Consider the following 21,342-nt stretch of genomic DNA (forward strand, 5'->3'; position numbering starts at 1 on the left):
GGAGCCAGGCTTGCCGGCGAAGGCGTCCTTGAATACGCCTTCGCCGGCAAGCCTGGCTCCTACAGGTTTTGCGTTTATCCGGTTAGATCACGAACAAATCGACAAAGCGGTTCACCGGGGTCGCTTCAAGCTTTGCCTGATCCTTGCACAAGGCAAAAATCTCGGCGCTCCGCTGCCCGGTAAATCGGCTCGCCAGATTCGCCTTGAACTTGTCTTCCAACAACGGAATCCCCTCGGCGCGGCGACGGCGGTGGCCAATCGGGTACTCGACCACAACGTTGTCGGTGCTCGAACCGTCCTTGAAAAACACCTGAATCGCATTGGCAATCGAGCGCTTGTCCGGTTCCAGGTATTCGCGGGTGAACCGCGGCTCTTCGACAATGTGCATTTTCTCGCGCAGCACATCGATGATCGGATGCGCAGCGTGGAACGCGTCTTCATATTGCTCGGCGACCAGATTGCCGAAAGCCAATGGCACGGCGGTCATGTATTGCAGGCAGTGGTCGCGGTCAGCGGCGTTGGCCAGCGGGCCGACCTTGGAAATGATGCGGATCGCCGATTCATGCGTGGTAATGACGATGCGGTCGATTTCGTGCAGGCGATTACGCACGTGCGGGTGCAGCGTGACGGCCGCTTCGCAAGCGGTTTGCGCGTGGAATTCGGCAGGAAAGCTGATTTTGAACAGGACGTTTTCCATCACGTAGCTGCCGTACGGGCGGCTGAAACTGAAGGCGCGTTTGTCCTCGGGTTTCAGCGCCAAATCGTTGTTGCTGTGGCTGAACAATACGTCGTAGAAACCCCACTGTTTGGCGGTCAGCACGCCGGGAATGCCCATTTCGCCGCGCATGGCGATGTCCGCCAGGCGCACGCCTCGGCTCGACGCATCGCCCGCCGCCCAGGATTTGCGCGATCCGGCATTCGGCGCGTGGCGGTAGGTGCGCAACGCCTGGCCATCGGCAAACGCGTGGGACAGCGCCGAGAGCAATTGCTCGCGATTGGCGCCCATCAGTTTGGCGGTAACGGCGGTCGAGGCGACTTTCACCAGAATGACGTGATCGAGTCCTACACGGTTGAAGGAGTTTTCCAGGGCGATCACGCCTTGAATCTCGTGAGCCATGATCATCGCTTCGAGCACGGCGCGCACGGTCAGCGGCGCGTCACCGTTGGCCAGGCGTTTCTGCGACAGGTGATCGGCGACCGCGAGAACGGCGCCGAGGTTGTCCGACGGATGCCCCCATTCAGCGGCGAGCCAGGTGTCGTTGTAGTCGAGCCAACGGACGATGCAGCCGATGTCCCACGCGGCTTTGACCGGGTCGAGGCGGAAAGAGGTGCCGGGCACGCGCGCGCCGAACGGCACGACGGTGCCTTCGACGATCGGCCCGAGGTGCTTGGTGCATTCCGGGAAACGCAGTGCCAGCAGGCCACAGCCAAGGGTGTCGATCAGGCAGTTGCGCGCGGTGTCGAGTGCTTCGGTGGACTCGATCTTGAAGTCGAGGACGTAGTCAGCGATGTCCTGCAGGACCGTGTCGTAATCGGGGCGGTTGTTCAGGTCGACGTTGGCGCTCATTCGGGGTTACTCCAGTGAAGGAATGATTGGGTTGTGGTGTTTCCTCAGCGGCAGGTTTAGTTGGTTTTTTTTTGCAGGTCTGGGGTGCCTGCTTGATGTGCATTTTTTCAGGTGGATCGCCCCCTCACCCCAGCCCTCTCCCCAAAGGGGAGAGGGGGCCGACCGAGTTGTCTTTCGAACGACATCGACCTGACATATCGAGTCGAACTCAGGCCTTGAAAAACATGAAGATCGGCTCCCTTTCCCCTATTCCTCTGGGGAGAGGGGGCCGACCGAGTCGTCTTTCGGACTACATCGACCTGACATATCGAGTCGAACTCAGGCCTTGAAAAGCATGAAGATCGGCTCCCTTTCCCCTATTCCTCTGGGGAGAGAGGGCCGACCGAGTGTCTTTCGAACTACATCAACATATCGAGTCGAACTCAGGCCTTGAATAACATGAAGATCGGCTCCCTTTCCCCTCTCCCCTCTGGGGAGAGGGTTGGGGTGAGGGGTGGCTTTCGGATCAGAACGAATCACCCGGCACCCGGACGAACCCTTCCATCAATACCCGCGCGCTGCGGCTCATGATGGCTTTGTTCACGGTCCATTCGCTGTTGACCAGACTGGCCTCGGCGCCGACGCGCAAGGTGCCGGAGGGATGGCCGAAACGCACGGCGTTGCGCTCGATTCCGCCCGCCGCCAGATTCACCAGCGTCCCGGAAATCGCTGCCGCCGTGCCAATCGCAACCGCCGCCGTGCCCATCATCGCGTGGTGCAATTTGCCCATCGACAAGGCGCGCACCAGCAAGTCGACATCGCTCGCCGCAATCGCTTTGCCGCTGGACGCGAGGTAATCCGCCGGTTTCGCCACAAACGCGACTTTCGGCGTGTGCTGGCGCAGGGCGGCTTCGTCGAGGTTTTTGATCAAACCCATGCGCAGCGCGCCGTAAGCGCGGATGGTTTCGAACATCAGCAGCGCTTTCGGATCGCTGTTGATCGCGCCTTGCAACTCGGTGCCGGTGTAACCGATGTCTGCCGCGTTGACGAAAATCGTCGGGATGCCCGCGTTGATCATGGTGGCTTTGAAGGTGCCGAAGCCGGGCACTTCGAGGTCATCGACGAGGTTGCCGGTGGGGAACATCGAACCCCCGCCGCCCTCTTCTTCCGCCGCCGGGTCCATGAATTCGACCTGCACTTCGGCGGCGGGAAAGGTCACGCCGTCGAGTTCGAAATCGCCGGTTTCCTGCACTTCACCGTTGGTGATCGGCACGTGGGCAATGATGGTTTTGCCGATATTGGCCTGCCAGACCCGGACCACCGCCACACCGTTGTGCGGGATGCGGCTGGCCTCGACCAGACCGTTGCTGATCGCGAACGAACCGACCGCCGCCGAGAGGTTCCCGCAGTTGCCGCTCCAATCGACAAAAGGCTTGTCGATCGAGACTTGGCCGAACAGGTAATCGACGTCGTGATCAGCCTTGATGCTTTTCGACAGGATCACGGTTTTGCTGGTGCTCGACGTCGCGCCGCCCATGCCGTCGATTTGCTTGTCGTACGGGTCGGGGCTGCCGATCACCCGCAGCAACAAGGCATCGCGCGCCGGACCGGGAACCTGCGCCGCTTCGGGCAAATCCTTGAGGCTGAAAAACACGCCTTTGCTGGTGCCGCCGCGCATGTAGGTGGCGGGGATTCTGATTTGGGGAGCGATTTGCGGTGCGTGAGCCATGGTTCTCCTTATAAGCGGGCACGGGATCCGTAATCCCGTGCCCGCACATCGTGTATTAAACGGCGACTGCCGACTCTTCAAGGAAGTCCTGGGCAAAACGCTGCAACACGCCGCCCGCCTCGTAGATCGACACTTCTTCAGCCGTGTCGAGACGGCAAGTCACCGGCACTTCCACACGTTCGCCATTCAGACGATTGATCACCAACGTCAGTTGCGCACGCGGTGTGCGGTCACCGATGACGTCGTAGGTTTCGCTGCCATCGATGGCCAACGTATGGCGATCAGTGCCCGGCAGAAACTCCAGCGGCAACACGCCCATGCCGACGAGGTTGGTGCGGTGAATGCGCTCGAAACCTTCGGCGGCAATCGCCTCGACGCCGGCCAGCCGCACGCCTTTCGCCGCCCAGTCGCGGGACGAGCCCTGACCGTAATCGGCGCCGGCAATGATGATCAGCGGTTGCTTGCGTTCCATGTAGGTTTCGATGGCTTCCCACATGCGCATGACCTGGCCTTCCGGCTCGACGCGGGCCAGCGAACCCTGCTTGACCTTGCCGTTTTCCTTGACCATTTCATTGAACAGTTTCGGGTTGGCGAACGTCGCGCGCTGCGCGGTCAAGTGGTCGCCACGGTGGGTGGCGTAAGAGTTGAAATCCTCTTCCGGCAAGCCCATTTTCGCCAGGTATTCGCCGGCGGCGCTGTCGAGCATGATTGCGTTCGACGGCGACAAGTGATCGGTGGTGATGTTGTCCGGCAGCACCGCCAACGGGCGCATGCCTTTCAGCGGACGGGCGCCGGCCAGCGCGCCTTCCCAGTACGGCGGACGGCGGATGTAAGTGCTCATTTCGCGCCAGTCGTACAGCGGCGTGACTTTCGGGCCGGTGTCTTCATGGATGGCAAACATCGGAATGTAGACCTGGCGGAACTGCTCCGGTTTGACCGAGGCTTTGACCACTGCGTCGATTTCTTCGTCGCTCGGCCAGATGTCTTTCAGGCGGATTTCCTTGCCGTCGGCGTCGAGGCCAAGCACGTCTTTTTCGATGTCGAAACGAATCGTCCCGGCGATCGCGTAAGCGACTACCAATGGCGGCGAAGCAAGAAACGCATTCTTCGCGTACGGGTGAATCCGCCCGTCGAAGTTGCGGTTGCCGGACAGCACGGCAGTGGCGTACAGGTCGCGGTCGATGATCTCTTGCTGGATCGCCGGATCGAGCGCGCCGGACATGCCGTTGCAGGTGGTGCAGGCGAACGCGACGATGCCAAAACCGAGCTGTTCCAGCTCATTGGTCAGGCCGGCTTCATCGAGGTACAGCGCGACGGTTTTCGAGCCCGGCGCCAGCGACGACTTGACCCACGGCTTGCGGGTCAAACCGAGCTTGTTGGCATTGCGCGCCAGCAGGCCGGCGGCGATGACGTTGCGCGGGTTGCTGGTGTTGGTGCAACTGGTGATGGCGGCGATGATCACCGCGCCATCGGGCATTTGGCCCGGCACTTCGGTCCACTGCCCGGAGATGCCTTGCGCAGCCAAATCGGTGGTTGCGACCCGTGCGTGCGGGTTGCTCGGGCCGGCCATGTTGCGCACCACCGAGGACAAATCGAAGCTCAAGCCACGCTCGTATTGCGCGCCTTTGAGGCTGTCGGCCCACAGGCCGGTGGTCTTGGCGTAGGTCTCGACCAACTGCACTTGCTCGTCTTCGCGACCGGTGAGTTTCAGGTAATCAATGGTTTGCTGGTCGATGTAGAACATCGCGGCGGTGGCGCCGTATTCCGGGGCCATGTTGGAGATGGTCGCGCGGTCGCCGAGGGTCAGCGCTGAAGCACCTTCGCCGAAGAATTCCAGCCAGGCGCCAACGACTTTCTGTTTGCGCAGGAACTCGGTCAGCGCCAGCACCATGTCGGTGGCGGTGATGCCCGGTTGCAGCTTGCCCGTCAGCTCGACGCCGACGCTTTCCGGCAGACGCATCCACGACGCGCGGCCGAGCATCACGCTCTCGGCTTCGAGGCCACCGACGCCAATGGCGATCACGCCCAGCGCATCGACGTGCGGCGTGTGGCTGTCGGTGCCGACGCAGGTATCGGGGAACGCCACGCCGTCGCGCACCTGGATCACCGGAGACATTTTCTCCAGGTTGATCTGGTGCATGATGCCGTTGCCCGGCGGGATCACATCAACGTTCTTGAAGGCTTTTTTGGTCCAGTTGATGAAGTGAAAACGGTCTTCGTTGCGGCGATCTTCGATGGCGCGATTTTTCTCGAACGCCTCTGGATCAAAACCACCGCGCTCGACGGCCAGCGAGTGGTCGACGATCAATTGTGTCGGCACCACCGGGTTGACTTGCGCCGGGTCGCCGCCCTGCAACGCAATGGCGTCGCGCAGGCCGGCGAGGTCGACCAGCGCGGTCTGGCCGAGGATGTCGTGGCAGACCACGCGCGCCGGGAACCATGGGAAATCGAGGTCGCGTTTGCGCTCGATGAATTGCTTCAGGGAGTCGGTGAGCGTGGCCGGGTCACAGCGACGCACCAGGTTTTCCGCGAGCACGCGGGAGGTGTACGGCAGGCTGTCATAGGCGCCGGGCTGGATCGCTTCCACCGCCGCGCGGACGTCGAAGTAATCCAGAGCGGTGCCGGGCAGCGGTTTGCGGAATTCAGTGTTCATCAGGTCAGGACTCGGTCACGGTAAGTGCAAAAGGTGGGGCCGATCTGAATCCGATCCTGTAGGAGCGAAGCTTGCTCGCGAAAGCGGTCTATCTGTCGACATCAATGTTGAATGTCGGTCCGTCTTCGCGAGCAAGCTTCGCTCCTACAGGGGTATCGGCGTTCGCGTCGGCCCTCCCCCGATCAGCGTTGTTCGATTGGCACGAACTTGCGCTGTTCGACGCCGATGTATTCGGCGCTCGGGCGGATGATGCGGTTGTTGGCGCGTTGTTCGAACACGTGCGCGGCCCAGCCGGTCAGGCGCGAGCAGACGAAAATCGGCGTGAACAACTTGGTCGGAATGCCCATGAAGTGATACGTCGACGCGTGGTAGAAGTCGGCGTTCGGGAACAGTTTCTTCTGCTCCCACATGGTTTTGTCGATGGCTTCCGAGACCGGGAACAGCACGGTATCGCCCACTTCGTCCGCGAGTTTTTTCGACCAGCCCTTGATCACCTCGTTGCGCGGATCGTTGTCCTTATAGATCGCGTGGCCGAAACCCATGATCTTGTCTTTGCGCTCAAGCATGCCAAGCGTGCCTTTGATCGCCTCTTCCGGCGACTTGAAGCGCTCGATCATTTCCATCGCCGCTTCGTTGGCGCCGCCGTGCAGCGGGCCGCGCAACGAACCGATGGCAGCGGTGACGCAGGAATACATGTCGGACAGGGTCGACGCGCAGACACGCGCGGTGAACGTCGAGGCGTTGAATTCGTGTTCGGCGTAAAGGATCAGCGACACGTTCATCACTTTGACGTGCAGGTCGCTCGGCTTCTTGTCGTGCAGCAGTTGCAGGAAATGCCCGCCGATGGTCGCTTCGTCGGTCACGCAATTGATGCGTTTGCCGTCGTGGCTGAAGCGATACCAGTAACACATGATCGCCGGGAACGCGGCCAGCAGACGGTCGGTGACGTCGTGTTGGGCGCCGAAGTCTTTCTCCGGTTCGATGTTGCCGAGGAACGAGCAACCGGTGCGCATCACGTCCATCGGGTGGGCGTCGGCGGGGATCCGTTCCAGCACTTCTTTCAGCGCTTGCGGCAGGTCGCGCAGCTTGCTCAGTTTGCTGATGTAGCCGTCCAGTTGCGACTTGTTCGGCAGTTCGCCGTACAGCAGCAGGTAGGCGACTTCTTCAAATTGCGCGTCCGCCGCCAGTTCGCGAACGTCGTAGCCGCGATAGGTCAGGCCGGCACCGGATTGGCCCACGGTGGACAGTGCGGTTTGCCCGGCAACCTGGCCACGGAGCCCGGCGCCACTGAGTACTTTTGCTTCGGCCATTGCTGTCTCCAATCTTGAAATTTTTAGGGAATCTGCAATTTCTGTACGGTTATCGTGATTTTGTAGCAGCTGCCGAGCAGCGCGAGGCTGCGTCCGGCGGCGCAGCCGACGTAAACCCGGCATACGCGCTACGAGCAGAAAAACTCAAGCGCCTGGTCTGGCGAGTCCTTCGGCCTCGGACGCAGCCTCGCAGGCTCGGCAGCTGCTACATAAACCTCTACTTCTTGGCGGCAAACAGCGCATCGAGCTTCTGCTCGAACGTGTGGTAGTCGATGCGATCGTAGAGCTCCATGCGCGTTTGCATGGTGTCGATCACATTCTGTTGCGTGCCGTCGCGGCGGATCGCGGTGTAGACGTTTTCCGCAGCCTTGTTCATCGCGCGGAACGCCGACAGCGGGTACAGCACCAGCGACACGTCGGCAGCGGCGAGTTGCTCGGTGGTGTACAGCGGCGTCGCGCCGAATTCGGTGATGTTGGCCAGAATCGGCGCTTTCACGCGGTTGGCGAACAGCTTGTACATGTCCAGTTCGGTGATGGCTTCCGGGAAGATCATGTCAGCGCCGGCCTCGATGCACGCGGCGGCGCGATCCAGCGCGGATTCCAGGCCTTCGACGGCCAGCGCATCGGTGCGCGCCATGATCACGAAGCTGTCATCGGTGCGCGCGTCGACGGCGGCTTTGATCCGGTCGACCATTTCCTGCAACGACACGATCTCTTTATTCGGACGATGACCGCAGCGCTTGGCGCCGACCTGGTCTTCGATGTGAATCGCCGCCGCGCCGAACTTGCTCATCGACTTGACGGTGCGCGCGACGTTGAACGCCGAGGAACCGAAACCGGTGTCGACGTCGACCAGCAGCGGCAGGTCGCAGACGTCGGTGATGCGGCGCACGTCGGTGAGCACGTCATCCAGGCCGGTAATGCCCAGGTCCGGCACGCCGAGGGAGCCGGCAGCCACCCCGCCACCCGACAGGTAAATAGCCTTGAAACCGGCGCGCTTGGCCAGCAGCGCGTGGTTGGCGTTGATCGCGCCGACCACTTGCAGCGGATGTTCGCTGGCGACCGCATCGCGGAAACGCTGGCCTGGAGTGCTCTTGTTGGAACTCATGACTCACCTCGTTCAGTGGCTGTCTTATTGTTGGCGCCGTCCTGGTAATGACGGGCGATATTGCGTTTGGAGGCGCCGATGTGGCGGCGCATCAACAACTCGGCCAGTTCACCGTCACGGTCGGCGATGGCGTCGAGAATTCGGTGATGCTCGGCAAATGCCTGGCGCGGGCGGTTGGGCGTGGTGGAAAACTGGATGCGGTACATGCGCACCAGTTGATAGAGCTCGCCGCAAAGCATCTGCGTCAGCGTGCGGTTGCCGCTGCCCTGGATGATCCGGTAATGAAAGTCGAAATCGCCTTCCTGCTGGTAATAACCGACGCCGGCCTGAAACGCCGCATCGCGCTCGTGGGTTTCGAGAACCCGGCGCAGCTCGTCGATTTCTTCAAGGGTCATGCGTTCGGCAGCGAGGCGACAGGCCATGCCTTCAAGGGATTCGCGGATTTCGTAGAGTTCGAGCAGCTCGGCATGGCTCAGTGACACCACGCGCGCGCCGACATGCGGCACGCGCACCAGCAGGCGCTGGCCTTCGAGGCGATGGATCGCTTCACGCAGCGGCCCGCGACTGATGCCGTAGGTGCGCGCCAGCTCGGGCTCGGAGATTTTGCTGCCCGGGGCGATCTCGCCTTTGACGATAGCGGCCTGAATGCGCCGGAAGACATTCTCGGAAAGTGTCTCCGAATCGTCCTGCACCATCACCGGGGGATCGAGTTGATCCAGCATATTGTTGACACCTCGAAAGCTGATGCGGCAAAAACTAGCGAATACGACCCTTGGAGTCAAAGGATAAATGGGTATTGTCGACAATCGTCTAATAACCGCCCGCGCCATAACGAATCGGCACTGTCGGTTATAGCCCCCTGCCAGCGCTGGCGCCATAAAACCACCGTGCTAGAATGCCGCCCGCATTTGCTTGTCATCTGCATCTGCACGGCTTGTCATAAATAGCTGATAGGCATACGAGGGAGCTTGCGCAGTGATGCCAGGGCCTAGAATCGAAAAACGGACCTCCGCGCACCAGGATTTATGAGACTCAAGCCCTTCGCCACATTTTTATCCCTGCTCTTCCTGCCCGGCGTTGCCGCTGCGGGAGAGAAAACCGTGTACGGCCTCAACGAATACGCTGCGCTGGATGGCATCGACCTCGAAGTCGCGGCCAAACTCGACACCGGGGCGAAAACCGCTTCTTTAAGTGCACGCGACATCAAACGTTTCAAGCGCAATGGCGAATCGTGGGTACGCTTCTACTTGGCGATCGACACCGCGCATTCGCACCCGATCGAACGACCACTGGCGCGCGTCAGCAAAATCAAGCGCCGGGCCGGTGATTACGACCCGGAAGAAGGCAAGAAGTACACGGCCCGCCCGGTCATCGAACTGGATATCTGCATGGGTTCGGCATTACGCAGCATCGAAGTGAACCTGACCGACCGCAGCGCCTTCCAATATCCGCTGCTGATCGGCTCCGAAGCGCTGAAACGCTTCGACGCGCTGGTCGACCCCAGTCTTAAATACGCTGCTGGCAAACCCGCCTGCGCCACCGACGCACATACCGCAGAGTAATTCCAATGCGCTCTATCAACCTTCACCTGAAAATCCTCATCGCCATTCTGGTGGTGCTGGGCATTTCAGTTACGGCCTATCAGATTTTCGTGCTCGGCATCCCCGTGACCGAAGACGCCACGGACGACCTGTGGAACATCGACGCCAAGGTCGAGTTCGTCGCCAGCGCCAAGGACCCGGTCAAGATCCAGATGTTCGTGCCGCCGTTGAGCCGCGACTATGTGAGCCTGAACGAAAGCTTCATTTCGAATAATTACGGCGTTGCGGTGAACCGCGTCGATGGCAACCGCAAGGTCACCTGGTCGGCACGTCGGGCCAAGGGCAATCAGACTCTTTATTACCGTTTGGTCCTGACCAAGCGTTACACCGGCGAAAAAGCCAAGATCAAAGGCCCGACCTTCCGCGACAGCATTGCCGTCGAAGGCGCGGAGAAGGTCGCCGCCGAAGCCCTGCTCGCGCCGATCCGCCAACACTCCGCCGACGTCGAAACCTTTATTGGCGAGGCGATCAAGCGGGTCAACAACGTCAACGATGACAACGTGAAACTGCTGCTGGGCGGCGATCCGTCGAGCGGGCACAAAGCCAAGATCGTCGAACTGGTGCTGTCGATCGCGCACGTGCCGGTGGAAAAAGTCCACACCATCCGCCTCGTCGCCGACCAACCGCAAACCCCGGAATTGTGGTTGCGCAGTTTCAACGGCACCGATTGGTTGTACTTCAACCCGGAAACCGGCGAACAGGGCCTGCCGACCGACCGCCTGCTTTGGTGGACCGGCGATGAAAACCTGATCACCGTTGATGGCGGCAAGAAAGCCAACGTGACGTTCAGCCTCAACAACAGCGAAATGAACGCGATTCGCCTGGCCAAGCTGACCGACGAAAACACTGACGCCAACTTCCTCGAATACTCGCTGTACGGCTTGCCGCTGCAAACCCAGCAGACGTTCATGATCATGGTGATGATCCCGATTGGCGTGCTGGTGATCCTGATCCTGCGTAACCTGATCGGCCTGCAGACTCTCGGCACGTTTACCCCGGTGCTGATCGCCCTGGCGTTCCGCGAAACGCAACTCGGTTTCGGCATCGTGCTGTTTACGATCATCACCGCGCTGGGGCTGTCGCTGCGTTCCTACCTAGAGCATTTGAAGCTGCAAATGTTGCCGAGGCTGTCGGTGGTGCTGACGTTTGTTGTGGTGCTGATCGCCGCGATCAGCCTGTTCAGCCACAAACTCGGCCTCGAACGCGGGTTGTCGGTGGCGCTGTTCCCGATGGTGATTCTGACCATGACCATCGAACGCCTGTCGATCACCTGGGAAGAACGCGGTGCCGGGCACGCGATGAAAGTGGCGATTGGTACGCTGTTCGCAGCGTCGCTGGCGCACCTGATCATGAGCGTGCCGGAACTGGTGTACTTCGTGTTCACGTTCCCGGCGATTCTGCTGATCCTCGTTGGCTTCATGCTGGCCATGGGTCGCTATCGCGGCTATCGCCTGACCGAACTGGTGCGCTTCAAAGCGTTCCTCAAGGCTGATTCGTAATGTTCGGTTTCTGGAAGACCTGGAAGGCTCTGGAAGCCCGGGGCATCATGGGCATCAATCGGCGTAACGCCGACTACGTGCTCAAGTACAACAAGCGCAGTCTGTACCCGATTGTGGATGACAAGATCATCACCAAGGAACGCGCGCTCTCCGCCGGCATCAACGTGCCGGAGATGTACGGGGTGATTTCCACCGAGAAGGAAATCGACAACCTCAATGACATCATTGGCGGCCGCAGCGACTTCGTGATCAAACCGGCCCAGGGCGCCGGCGGTGACGGCATTATCGTGATCGCCGACCGTTTTGAAGGCCGCTATCGCACGGTGTCGGGCAAGATCATCAGCCACGAGGAGATCGAGCACCATATCTCGAGCATCCTCACCGGCCTGTATTCGCTCGGTGGTCACCGCGACCGCGCGCTGATCGAATACCGCGTGACGCCGGACCAGATCTTCAAAAGCATCAGTTACGAAGGTGTGCCGGATATCCGCATCATTGTGTTGATGGGTTATCCGGTGATGGCCATGTTGCGCCTGCCGACGCGGCAGTCAGGTGGCAAGGCCAACCTGCACCAGGGCGCCATCGGCGTCGGCGTCGATCTGGCCACCGGCCTGACGCTGCGCGGCACCTGGCTGAACAACATCATCACCAAACACCCGGACACCACCAACGCGGTGGATGGCGTGCAACTGCCCTACTGGGACGGTTTCATGAAACTCGCGGCAGGCTGCTATGAGTTGTGCGGCCTGGGTTACATCGGCGTCGACATGGTGCTCGATCAGGAAAAAGGCCCGCTGATTCTTGAACTCAACGCGCGGCCGGGGCTGAACATCCAGATTGCCAACGATTGCGGCCTGACGTTGCGCACCCACGCGGTCGAAGCACGGCTGGAAGAGCTGAAGGCGCGTGGAGTGGTCGAGACGGTTGAGGAACGGGTAGCGTTTGCGCAGGAAATGTTCGGGCATATTCCACCGGTCGAGGGTTGATCGTCCAGGATCACCCAGATGCTTGTGGCGAGGGGGCTTGCCCCCGTTGGGCAGCGAAGCAGCTCCAAACCATCCAATTCAATAGCGTCAGGCAGACCGCGTTAGCCGGTTTTACGACTGCTGCGCAGCCGAACGGGGGCAAGCCCCCTCGCCACAGGTTTCGCGCCAGTCGCTGCCAATCTACTCAACACCGACATCCCCTCTAGGAGCAAATCCCTCAGGGGACTACAATCGCCACCCCGCCTCGATGGCTGATACGCCCCGCCCATGTTGACCTGCTCCGTACACCCACTGCCCTATCGCAGCAACCCCGCCGACTACTTCGCGGCGATTCGTCATGCCCCCGGCGCCGTGCTGCTCGACAGTGGCCGGCCGACGGCGGATCGCGGGCGCTTCGATTTGCTCAGCGCCTGGCCGCTGCAACAACTGGCGGTATTGCCGGACGAAAGCGGTGGCGATTTCCTGCAACGGTTGCGCAGCCATCTGACGGCACTCGGCGAAGCGTCTGTCGCGGATGAACTGCCGTTCGCCGGAGGTCTGATCGGTTACCTGAGTTACGACTTCGGCCGTCATCTGGAACACCTGCCAAGTCAGGCGCAGGACGACTTGCACTTGCCGGATGCGCGGTTTGGTTTGTATGACTGGGCGTTGATCAGCGATCACCTGCGTATGACCAGCCAATTGGTGTTTCACCCGTCGCTGCCCGCCAGCGAACACCAGCGCCTGATCGACCTGTTCGGCCAGCCTGTGGATAACCCGGTCGCGCCGTTCAAACTGCAAGCGCCGATGAACGCCGACCTCAGTGCTGACGACTATCGCCAGGCGCTGGAGCGGATTCAGCAATACATCCGGGCTGGCGATTGTTATCAGGTGAACTTCGCTCAACGGTTCCGCGCCGAGTGCGCGGGCGACCCGTGGACCGCTTATTGCGCACTGCGAGAAGCCTGCCCGACGCCGTTTTCCGGGTTTCAGAGCTTGCCCGACGGCGGCGCAGTGCTGAGCCTGTCGCCCGAACGTTTCGTCAAAGTCAGCCAACGCCAGGTTGAAACCCGCCCGATCAAAGGCACGCGCCCGCGCGGCGTGACCCCGGCCGAAGACGCCGCCAACGCCGCCGAACTGCTGGCCAGCCCCAAGGATCGCGCAGAAAACCTGATGATCGTCGACCTGCTGCGCAACGACCTCGGCCGCACGTGCCGCATCGGCTCGGTGCGGGTGCCGGAGTTGTTCAGCCTCGAAAGTTATCCCAACGTGCATCACTTGGTGAGCAGCGTCACCGGCGAATTGGCCGAGGACAAGGATGCGCTGGACCTGATCGCCGGCAGCTTCCCCGGCGGTTCGATTACCGGCGCACCGAAGATCCGCGCGATGCAGATCATCGATGAACTCGAGCCGACCCGGCGCGGGTTGTATTGCGGTTCGCTGCTGTACCTGGACGTGCGCGGCGAGATGGACAGCTCCATCGCCATCCGCAGCTTGCTGGTCAAGGATGGGCAGGTGTGTTGCTGGGGCGGCGGCGGGATTGTCGCGGATTCCGAGTGGCAGGCCGAATATCAGGAATCGATCACCAAAGTGAAAGTGCTGCTCGATACTTTGCAGAACCTTTAAGAGCTTCGCGGGCAAGCCTCGCTCCTACGGGTTTTGCGGCGTTTGATCGTTCCCACGCGTGGGAACAATCAATCCTGTAGGAGCGAGGCTTGCCCGCGAAGGCGTCCTCCCGGTCGACTACAAACTCAACGGCCGGTTGGAGGCCTTGATGAATTCCTGCTTCAAATCCGCAAAACTGTGCACCGCCGGGAATTGCGGAAACTCGCGAATCACGTTGTCCGGCGCGTGGAACAAGATCCCCGCATCTGCCTCGCCGAGCATCGTCGTGTCGTTATACGAATCCCCCGCCGCGATCACTCGGTAATAAAGGCTCTTGAACGCCAGCACCGACTGGCGCTTGGGGTCTTTCTGACGCAACTGATAACTCGTCACCCGCCCGGTGTCATCAGTAATCAGCCGATGGCAGAGCAACGTCGGGAAACCCAACTGACGCATCAGCGGCTGGGAAAACTCGTAGAAGGTGTCCGACAGAATCACCACTTGAAAGCGCTCGCGCAGCCAGTTGACGAACTCGATGGCGCCGTCCAGCGGTTGCAGGGTGGCGATCACCTCCTGAATGTCGGACAGCTTCAAGCCATGCTCGTCGAGAATGCGCAGGCGTTGCTTCATTAATACGTCGTAATCGGGAATGTCCCGAGTGGTGGCCCGGAGTGATTCGATCCCGGTTTTTTCCGCGAAAGCGATCCAGATTTCCGGGACCAGCACACCTTCAAGATCCAGACAGGCAATTTCCACAAGACACTCCCATTTGTAGTGATTATTGAGTCGAGCGAGCAAAAGGACTGCCGAACTCTAGCGACTCGCACGGGGCTGCGCAACGCAGAGGGCGCGCCAGCGGCAGCGGGTTTTTGTTACCATCGGCGCCATATAGAGCGCCCAGCGCCACCGACCTGTAGGAAGCCGCCCTGATGAGCCCATCGTTCGATGTCGTGGAACTCGCCACGACCTATGCCAACAAATCCGCCCAGGACATCCTCAAACTCGCCTTTGCCGAGTTCGGCGATGAGCTGTGGATATCTTTCAGCGGCGCCGAAGACGTGGTGCTGGTGGACATGGCCTGGAAGCTGAACAAGAACGTCAAAGTGTTCAGCCTCGACACCGGCCGCCTGCACCCGGAGACCTATCGGTTCATCGACCAAGTGCGCGAGCACTACAAGATCGACATCGAACTGGTGTCGCCGGACTACACGAAACTTGAACCGTTCGTGAAGGAAAAAGGCCTGTTCAGTTTCTACAAGGACGGCCACGGCGAATGCTGCGGGATTCGCAAGATCGAACCGCTGCGGCGCAAACTGTCGACTGTCCGCGCCTGGGCCACCGGCCAGCGCCGCGACCAGAGCCCCGGCACCCGCAGCGCAGTGGCGGTGCTGGAAATCGACACCGCGTTCTCGACGCCGGAACGCACGCTGTACAAATTCAACCCGCTGGCGCAGATGACCAGTGAAGAAATCTGGGGTTACATCCGCATGCTGGAGTTGCCATACAACAGCCTGCACGAGCGCGGTTTTATCAGCATCGGCTGCGAGCCCTGCACCCGCCCGGTGTTGCCAAACCAGCACGAACGCGAAGGCCGCTGGTGGTGGGAAGAAGCCACGCAGAAAGAATGCGGGCTGCATGCGGGGAATATCATCAGCAAGTCCAAGGTGTAAACCAACCCTCGCGCCATCCACCGTAGGAGCAAAGCTTGCTCGCGATAGCGGTATAAAGGTCGACATCGATTTTGAATGTCAGTCCGGTATCGCGAGCAAGCTTTGCTCCCACGTAAATGTGTACACACGACTGTCACCATCGGTGCCATTTATGTGTGCACTTTTCATTTCAGCGCCCTGAAAAGTTACACAACTCCTTCCTGACTCCCTCAGTAACCGTTGCCCACAAACCCCGCCAAAAAATAAATACCTGTTCAATCGGTCAATTTATATCGCCTTTTTTTCAACCACTTATCACCCATCGATAACCATTCGAAATGAGCAGGGTTTTTCATAGATCCTGAACTGGCATAGATCTGGCTTAAGTGCATACATGTTTTGTATACAATCACCGACAAGACATACACACACTTTCGATCCGCAAGCCTGAAGCGCCCTATCCCGTACAGGCTGCAGATGCCCCGTAACCAATGATGCTCATTGCCCGCGACGAAGATTTGTCGAGCCGACGCTCACGCACAGTCATCGCGATGCCAAGCTTCAGGAGCCTGCCGGAATGCGTACTAGCCTCTCCAATAACAACATCGCGCTGGATCTGCCCTCCTCACCCCCTGTCCTCGACACCCACAATCAACCCGTGGTCCTCAGCCCTCGCCTGCACAACAAAGACCTCGCGCCGACCAAGGCTGAAGGCAGGCGTTGGGGGCGTTACAGCATCTTTGCGCTGTGGACCAACGACGTTCACAACATCGCCAACTACTCGTTCGCCATCGGTCTCTACGCGTTGGGCCTCGGCGGCTGGCAAATCCTCCTGTCGCTGGGGATCGGCGCGGCGCTGGTGTATTGCTTCATGAACCTGTCCGGTTACATGGGGCAGAAAACCGGCGTGCCGTTCCCGGTGATCAGCCGGATCAGCTTCGGCATCCACGGCGCGCAGATCCCTGCACTGATCCGCGCGGTGATCGCCATCGCCTGGTTCGGCATTCAGACCTACCTGGCGTCAGTGGTTTTTCGCGTGCTGCTGACCGCCGTGCATCCCGGATTCGCCGATTACGACCACAACTCGATCCTCGGCTTATCGACGCTGGGCTGGATCTGTTTTGTCGCGATCTGGTTGGTGCAACTGGCGATCCTCGCGTACGGCATGGAAATGGTCCGGCGCTACGAGGCGTTCGCCGGGCCGGTGATTCTGCTGACGGTCGCCGCCCTCGCCGGGTGGATGTATTTTCAGGCCAACGCGACCATTGCCTGGTCGACTCGCGAGCCGCTGACTGGCGCCGAGATGTGGCGCAATATCTTTGCCGGCGGCGCATTGTGGCTGGCGATCTACGGCACGCTGATCCTCAATTTCTGCGACTTCGCGCGTTCCTCGCCGTGCCGCAAAACCATCAAGGTCGGCAATTTCTGGGGCCTGCCGGTGAATATTCTGGTGTTCGCGGCCATCACCGTTCTGCTCTGCGGCGCGCAATTTCAGATCAATGGCCGGATCATCGAAAGCCCGACGGAAATCATCGCCTCGATTCCCAACACGTTCTTTCTGGTGCTCGGTTGCCTGGCGTTCCTGATCGTCACCGTGGCGGTGAACATCATGGCCAACTTCGTCGCGCCAGCCTTCGTCCTCAGCAACCTGGCGCCGAAATACCTGACGTTCCGCCGCGCCGGCCTGATCAGCGCGACCATCGCCGTGCTGATCCTGCCGTGGAATCTCTACAACAGCCCACTGGTGATCGTGTATTTCCTCTCCGGCCTCGGCGCCCTGCTCGGCCCGTTGTACGGGGTGATCATGGTCGACTACTGGCTCGTACGAAAAGCTCAGATCAACGTGCCGCAGTTGTACAGCGAAGACCCCAACGGCGCTTATTACTACAGCCGCGGGGTCAACCTGCGCGCAGTCGCGGCGTTTATTCCTGCAGCACTGATCGCCATCGTCCTGGCGCTGGTGCCGGGTTTCCACTTGGTGTCGCCGTTCTCGTGGCTGATCGGCGCCGGGATTGCCGGGATGCTGTACCTGATCATCGCCAAGCGCGAGGCGCATTACGCCGATGTCAGCGGCGAATGCATCGCGGTCGATAACGTCAGCCATTAACTCCCTCGCGGCCCGGCGATGTCGGGCCGCCGAACCACCCGTTATAAGGATTTCCCATGCGAATTCTCGTGGTCAACGTCAACACCACCGAATCCATCACCCAGGCCATCGCCCGTCAGGCGCAATCGGTCGCCGCGCCGGGCACTGAAATCGTCGGCCTGACGCCGTACTTCGGTGCCGATTCGATTGAAGGCAATTTCGAAAGCTACCTCGCCGCCATCGCCGTGATGGACCGGGTGATGGCCGACGACCAACCGTTCGACGCGGTGATCCAAGCGGGTTACGGCGAACACGGTCGCGAAGGTTTGCAGGAATTGCTCAACGTGCCAGTGGTGGACATCACCGATGCGGCGGCGAGCACCGCGATGTTTCTCGGCCACGCGTATTCGGTGGTCACCACGCTGGACCGCACCGTGCCGCTGATCGAGGATCGCCTGAAACTGTCTGGATTGTGGGACCGTTGCGCCTCGGTGCGCGCCAGTGGTCTGGCTGTGCTGGAGCTGGAATCCGAGCCGCAACGCGCACTGGAAGCGATTGTTCGTCAGGCGGAATTGGCGGTGCTGGAGGATAAAGCCGAGGTGATTTGCCTGGGCTGCGGCGGCATGGCCGGGCTGGACGAGCAGATCCGCCAGCGCACCGGCGTGCCGGTGGTGGACGGCGTGACAGCGGCGGTGACGATTGCCGAGTCGCTGGTGCGCTTGGGGTTGTCGACGTCGAAAGTGCGGACGTATGCGACGCCGCGGCCGAAAGCGATTATCGGCTGGCCGGGGCGGTTTGGGCGGTAGACCGCGTTATCGTTCTTCGCGGGTAAGCCTCGCTCCTACAGGACCTGCAAAATCTCTGTAGGAGCGAGGCTTGCCCGCGAACGCCTGACCTCGGTCAACAGCCGAACTCAAACCGCACTGAACCGCTCCGCCAACCCCTGCTCGGCAAACTGCTCAATAATGAAATCGACAAACGCCCGAGTCTTGCCCGGCAACAATTTGTGCTCGGCGTAATAAATCGAAATGTTGCCATCGTCGACATACCAATCCGGCAACACCCGCTGCAAGGTCCCGGCCTGCAGATAACCGACGGCAAACGGCAAACTCACCAGCGCAATCCCCAAACCCTGCGCTGCGGTGGCGCACGCCGCTTCCGAATCGCTCATGGTCATCCGTGGCTTGAGCACCAGCGGGCTGTGTTGCCGGGTGCGGCTGGTCAGTTGCCAGGAGCGCACGCGACCGGTTTGCGGCGAGCGGATCAAAATCCCGTCACAGTGCTCGAGGTCGTCCGGGCCGACAATCGCCTCACGCTGCGCCAGATAATCCACCGAAGCCACCAACACCCGATGCGCCGGGGTCAACTTGCGCGCCACCACGCCTTGCGGCAATTCAAAGCCGCCGCCAATGGCCGCGTCGAAACCCTGCCCGATCAGGTCAACCTGGCGATTATCGAAATGCCAGTCCGGGTTGATCGCCGGAAAACGCCGCAAGAATTCCCCGAGCAATGGCACCACATATAAGCGCCCGAACACCGTGCCCATGCTTACCTTCAGCGTGCCGGCCGGCTGCCCTTCAGCACTGGCCAGATTGGCCACGGCGTTTTGAATGGTGTACAGGCTGGCACTGACTTCGCTCAAAAACAGCTGACCGGCTTCGGTCAACGTCAGGCTGCGGGTACTGCGCTGAAACAACCGCACGCCAAGGCGCGCCTCAAGTTTGGCGACGCTTTTGCCGACGGCGGCGGGCGTCAGACTAAGGCGCCGCGCGGCCTCGGCAAAGCTGCCGACTTCGGCGCTGCGGACGAAGCATTCGATGCTGCTGAAGTTTTCCATGGTCGCCACTATAAACTTTTGGTTTACACAGACAATCGTAATTATGGTCTACACAGGAGGTAATGCGCGGCCGATACTCGACGCCAACCACAAGGCATCCCGCCTTGAATTTCTGGAGATCGACATGACCACGCAAAATCTCAGCGGCAAAGTAGCTCTCATTCAAGGCGGATCCCGCGGCATCGGCGCCGCCATCGTCAAACGCCTGGCCGCCGAAGGCGCGACCGTTGCCTTCACTTACGTCAGCTCGAGCGCAAAAGCTGAAGAGCTGCAAAACAGCATTACCGGCAATGGCGGCCAAGCCTTGGCGATCAAGGCTGACAGTGCTGACGCCGAAGCCATTCGCAACGCCGTGACCGCTACTGTCGAAGCCTTTGGCCGCCTCGACATCCTGGTCAACAACGCCGGTGTGCTGGCCGTCGCCCCGCTGGAAGAATTCAAACTGGAAGATTTCGACCAGACCCTGGCCATCAACGTACGCAGTGTATTCATCGCCACTCAGGCTGCCGCCAAACACATGACCGAGGGCGGCCGCGTGATCAACATCGGCAGCACCAACGCCGACCGCATGCCCTTCGCCGGTGGCGGCCCGTACGCCATGAGCAAAGCGGCGCTGGTCGGCCTGACCAAAGGCTTGTCGCGCGACCTCGGCCCGCGCGGCATCACCGTCAACAACGTGCAACCGGGCCCGGTCGACACCGACATGAACCCGGCCAGCGGCGACTTCGCTGAAAGTCTGATCCCGCTGATGGCTGTCGGCCGTTACGGCAAAGTGGAAGAAATCGCCAGTTTCGTCGCCTACCTGGCCGGCCCGGAAGCGGGCTACATCACCGGCGCGAGCCTGACGATCGATGGTGGTTTCGGCGCTTGATGCCTTAAAAGGCATCCAAATGTGGGAGCGAGCCTACCGCTCCCACTTTTTTGCATCAGGCCCATTCAAGCGCCGGCAGACCACACGCGCTCGGGGTGAATGCTTTCAACGTACGAAGAATCACATCGGCGTGTGCGTATTTTTCATCGGCCATGGCCGCATCCGGGATCGCAATCGCGGTCATCCCCGCCGCTTTCGCTGCGGTCACGCCAAACGGCGAATCCTCGAACACCAGGCAATCCTGCGGCGCGACACCGAGACGGCGCGCGGCGGCCAGGAAGATATCCGGCGCCGGTTTCGCCGCGCCGACTTCCGGGTCATCGGCCGTAACGACGAAGTCGAACAGCGCAAACCAGTCACGGTGCAGGGTGGTTTTCTGGCCGAACGATTGGCGCGAAGAACTGGTGCCCACCGCAATCGGAATGTTGTTGGCCTTCAAGTGCCGCACCAGTTCTTCGGCGCCAGGCATCGCCAATGCCGAGGGAAAACGCTCGCGCATCAGCGGTTCACGGATCACCAGAAACTCTTCGGCGGTGATCGGCAAATCCAACGCTTCGACCACGTAACGCGCAAGGTCGCCCGCGCCGCGGCCAATGATGTTTTGCTTCACGCTCCAGTCGAAGGTGCGGCCGTACCGTTCGACGATCATCGATGTGACTTCGGTGTAGATGCCTTCCGTATCCAGCAACAAACCATCCATGTCGAAAATAACGGCCTTGATCGGGCCAAACGCTTTCAGTGGTGCATTCATCGCATCTGATCCGTTCTTGATGACATCCCAGGCGGCTCAGCTACGGCCATGACTCGGATCGATTAAAGGGTTCAGCAGCATAACGAGCACGGCCCGCCTGGGGCAACCGGGAAAATCCGTCGGGTAAAAATC

At 60.5% G+C, this 21,342-nt stretch carries 17 protein-coding genes; 8 read left to right on the top strand and 9 right to left on the bottom strand.

Going from position 1 to position 21,342, the window contains the following annotated elements; genetic code table 11:
• Window positions 1-82 precede the first annotated feature (82 nt).
• The 6 genes from prpD to BLU01_RS03660 all read right to left on the bottom strand — a co-directional run bounded on the left by prpD (window position 83) and on the right by BLU01_RS03660 (window position 9,068).
• Complete coding sequence (gene prpD / locus BLU01_RS03635; protein ID WP_092270960.1) at window positions 83-1,567, bottom strand: 2-methylcitrate dehydratase; 1,485 nt, start codon at window positions 1,565-1,567, stop codon at window positions 83-85.
• 505 nt (window positions 1,568-2,072) lie between these two features.
• Window positions 2,073-3,275 carry a 2-methylaconitate cis-trans isomerase PrpF gene (prpF, locus tag BLU01_RS03640; protein WP_092270963.1) on the bottom strand — a complete coding sequence of 401 codons (1,203 nt, stop codon included), beginning with the start codon at window positions 3,273-3,275 and terminating at the stop codon, window positions 2,073-2,075.
• 55 nt (window positions 3,276-3,330) lie between these two features.
• Window positions 3,331-5,928, bottom strand: coding sequence for a Fe/S-dependent 2-methylisocitrate dehydratase AcnD (acnD, locus tag BLU01_RS03645; RefSeq protein WP_092270966.1), 2,598 nt, complete (start codon window positions 5,926-5,928; stop codon window positions 3,331-3,333).
• Between the two features lie 182 nt (window positions 5,929-6,110).
• Window positions 6,111-7,238: a bifunctional 2-methylcitrate synthase/citrate synthase gene (gene prpC / locus BLU01_RS03650; protein ID WP_092270969.1), complete on the bottom strand. Its 1,128-nt coding sequence runs from the start codon at window positions 7,236-7,238 to the stop codon at window positions 6,111-6,113.
• A gap of 217 nt (window positions 7,239-7,455) precedes the next feature.
• The gene (gene prpB, locus BLU01_RS03655) at window positions 7,456-8,346 is read right to left on the bottom strand and encodes a methylisocitrate lyase (protein ID WP_092270971.1); all 891 of its coding nucleotides are present in this window, start codon (window positions 8,344-8,346) and stop codon (window positions 7,456-7,458) included.
• Entirely contained in the window at window positions 8,343-9,068 is a 726-nt protein-coding gene (locus BLU01_RS03660; RefSeq protein ID WP_092270974.1) for a GntR family transcriptional regulator, read from the bottom strand. Before BLU01_RS03660 ends, prpB begins: the two co-directional genes overlap by 4 nt.
• 303 nt (window positions 9,069-9,371) lie before the next feature.
• Between BLU01_RS03660 and rloA the strand changes: the two genes are divergently transcribed.
• From rloA to pabB, 4 genes are all read left to right on the top strand, one after another.
• Window positions 9,372-9,908 (top strand): retropepsin-like aspartic peptidase RloA, encoded by a 537-nt coding sequence (gene rloA / locus BLU01_RS03665; RefSeq protein ID WP_092270977.1) that lies wholly within the window; start codon window positions 9,372-9,374, stop codon window positions 9,906-9,908.
• Window positions 9,909-9,913: 5 nt separating this feature from the next.
• Window positions 9,914-11,446 carry an osmotic stress tolerance membrane protein RloB gene (rloB, locus tag BLU01_RS03670; RefSeq protein ID WP_092270980.1) on the top strand — a complete coding sequence of 511 codons (1,533 nt, stop codon included), beginning with the start codon at window positions 9,914-9,916 and terminating at the stop codon, window positions 11,444-11,446.
• Window positions 11,446-12,432: an alpha-L-glutamate ligase-like protein gene (locus BLU01_RS03675; RefSeq protein ID WP_092270983.1), complete on the top strand. Its 987-nt coding sequence runs from the start codon at window positions 11,446-11,448 to the stop codon at window positions 12,430-12,432. Before rloB ends, BLU01_RS03675 begins: the two co-directional genes overlap by 1 nt.
• Window positions 12,433-12,699: 267 nt before the next feature.
• A complete protein-coding gene (pabB, locus tag BLU01_RS03680; RefSeq protein WP_092270986.1) occupies window positions 12,700-14,037 on the top strand; it encodes an aminodeoxychorismate synthase component I in 1,338 nt (445 codons plus the stop codon).
• Window positions 14,038-14,154: 117 nt separating this feature from the next.
• Here pabB and thrH read toward each other — a convergent pair whose 3' ends face one another.
• Complete coding sequence (thrH, locus tag BLU01_RS03685; RefSeq protein ID WP_092270989.1) at window positions 14,155-14,772, bottom strand: bifunctional phosphoserine phosphatase/homoserine phosphotransferase ThrH; 618 nt, start codon at window positions 14,770-14,772, stop codon at window positions 14,155-14,157.
• Window positions 14,773-14,945: 173 nt separating this feature from the next.
• Between thrH and BLU01_RS03690 the strand changes: the two genes are divergently transcribed.
• From BLU01_RS03690 to BLU01_RS03700, 3 genes are all read left to right on the top strand, one after another.
• A complete protein-coding gene (locus BLU01_RS03690) occupies window positions 14,946-15,686 on the top strand; it encodes a phosphoadenylyl-sulfate reductase (RefSeq protein ID WP_092270992.1) in 741 nt (246 codons plus the stop codon).
• A 556-nt stretch (window positions 15,687-16,242) separates the two neighbouring features.
• Window positions 16,243-17,772: an NCS1 family nucleobase:cation symporter-1 gene (locus tag BLU01_RS03695; protein ID WP_092270995.1), complete on the top strand. Its 1,530-nt coding sequence runs from the start codon at window positions 16,243-16,245 to the stop codon at window positions 17,770-17,772.
• 56 nt (window positions 17,773-17,828) lie between these two features.
• On the top strand, window positions 17,829-18,557 hold the full coding sequence (locus BLU01_RS03700) for an aspartate/glutamate racemase family protein (protein ID WP_092270998.1): 729 nt from the start codon (window positions 17,829-17,831) through the stop codon (window positions 18,555-18,557).
• A 107-nt stretch (window positions 18,558-18,664) separates the two neighbouring features.
• On the opposite strand, the gene BLU01_RS03705 is transcribed toward BLU01_RS03700, so the two are convergent.
• Entirely contained in the window at window positions 18,665-19,588 is a 924-nt protein-coding gene (locus BLU01_RS03705; protein ID WP_092271001.1) for a LysR family transcriptional regulator, read from the bottom strand.
• Window positions 19,589-19,712: 124 nt separating this feature from the next.
• On the opposite strand from BLU01_RS03705, the gene BLU01_RS03710 reads away from it, so the two are divergent.
• The gene (locus BLU01_RS03710; RefSeq protein WP_092271004.1) at window positions 19,713-20,459 is read left to right on the top strand and encodes a 3-oxoacyl-ACP reductase family protein; all 747 of its coding nucleotides are present in this window, start codon (window positions 19,713-19,715) and stop codon (window positions 20,457-20,459) included.
• Window positions 20,460-20,514: 55 nt separating this feature from the next.
• On the opposite strand, the gene BLU01_RS03715 is transcribed toward BLU01_RS03710, so the two are convergent.
• On the bottom strand, window positions 20,515-21,210 hold the full coding sequence (locus tag BLU01_RS03715; protein ID WP_092271006.1) for an HAD-IA family hydrolase: 696 nt from the start codon (window positions 21,208-21,210) through the stop codon (window positions 20,515-20,517).
• Window positions 21,211-21,342: the final 132 nt, after the last annotated feature.

The sequence above is a fragment of the Pseudomonas prosekii genome, from assembly GCF_900105155.1.
Classification (GTDB): domain Bacteria; phylum Pseudomonadota; class Gammaproteobacteria; order Pseudomonadales; family Pseudomonadaceae; genus Aquipseudomonas; species Aquipseudomonas prosekii.